The 341-nt window shown below is 48.7% G+C and carries 1 pseudogene; it reads right to left on the reverse strand.

The window, feature by feature from the left end:
• Positions 1-341: pseudogene (locus LBV24_RS15140) on the reverse strand (hypothetical protein); the annotation flags it as partial.

A 341-nucleotide genomic window follows, 5' to 3' on the forward strand; every position in this document is an offset into this window, starting at 1 on the left:
TACCTGCCAGGTAGTTTGGTAGGCGTTCCGCCAGTGCCAACATCAGGATCGTTAGTTCCCATAGAGGCTGCCGCCACGGCACCCGAGAAGTTATATGTAGCATAACCACCTTGATATTCTGCCAATATGTGAGATCCGCCTCCCCAATGTTCCCAGAAGTAGAGCGTACCGCTCAATAGCGGGTCACTTTCAGGAGTTGAGCCTGGGTCTGTATATTCTAGCTCAGGTCCGTTGTCCCTGATAAATTGATCTGCATCGATAGCAGAGGCATAAGGGTTACCAACTAAATAGTCGTTACCACCTGTAATGGTCAGGTTAATATCGCCATTGTTAGGTTTACC

It is taken from the genome of Winogradskyella vincentii (assembly GCF_020166345.1).
Taxonomy (GTDB): Bacteria; Bacteroidota; Bacteroidia; order Flavobacteriales; family Flavobacteriaceae; genus Winogradskyella; species Winogradskyella vincentii.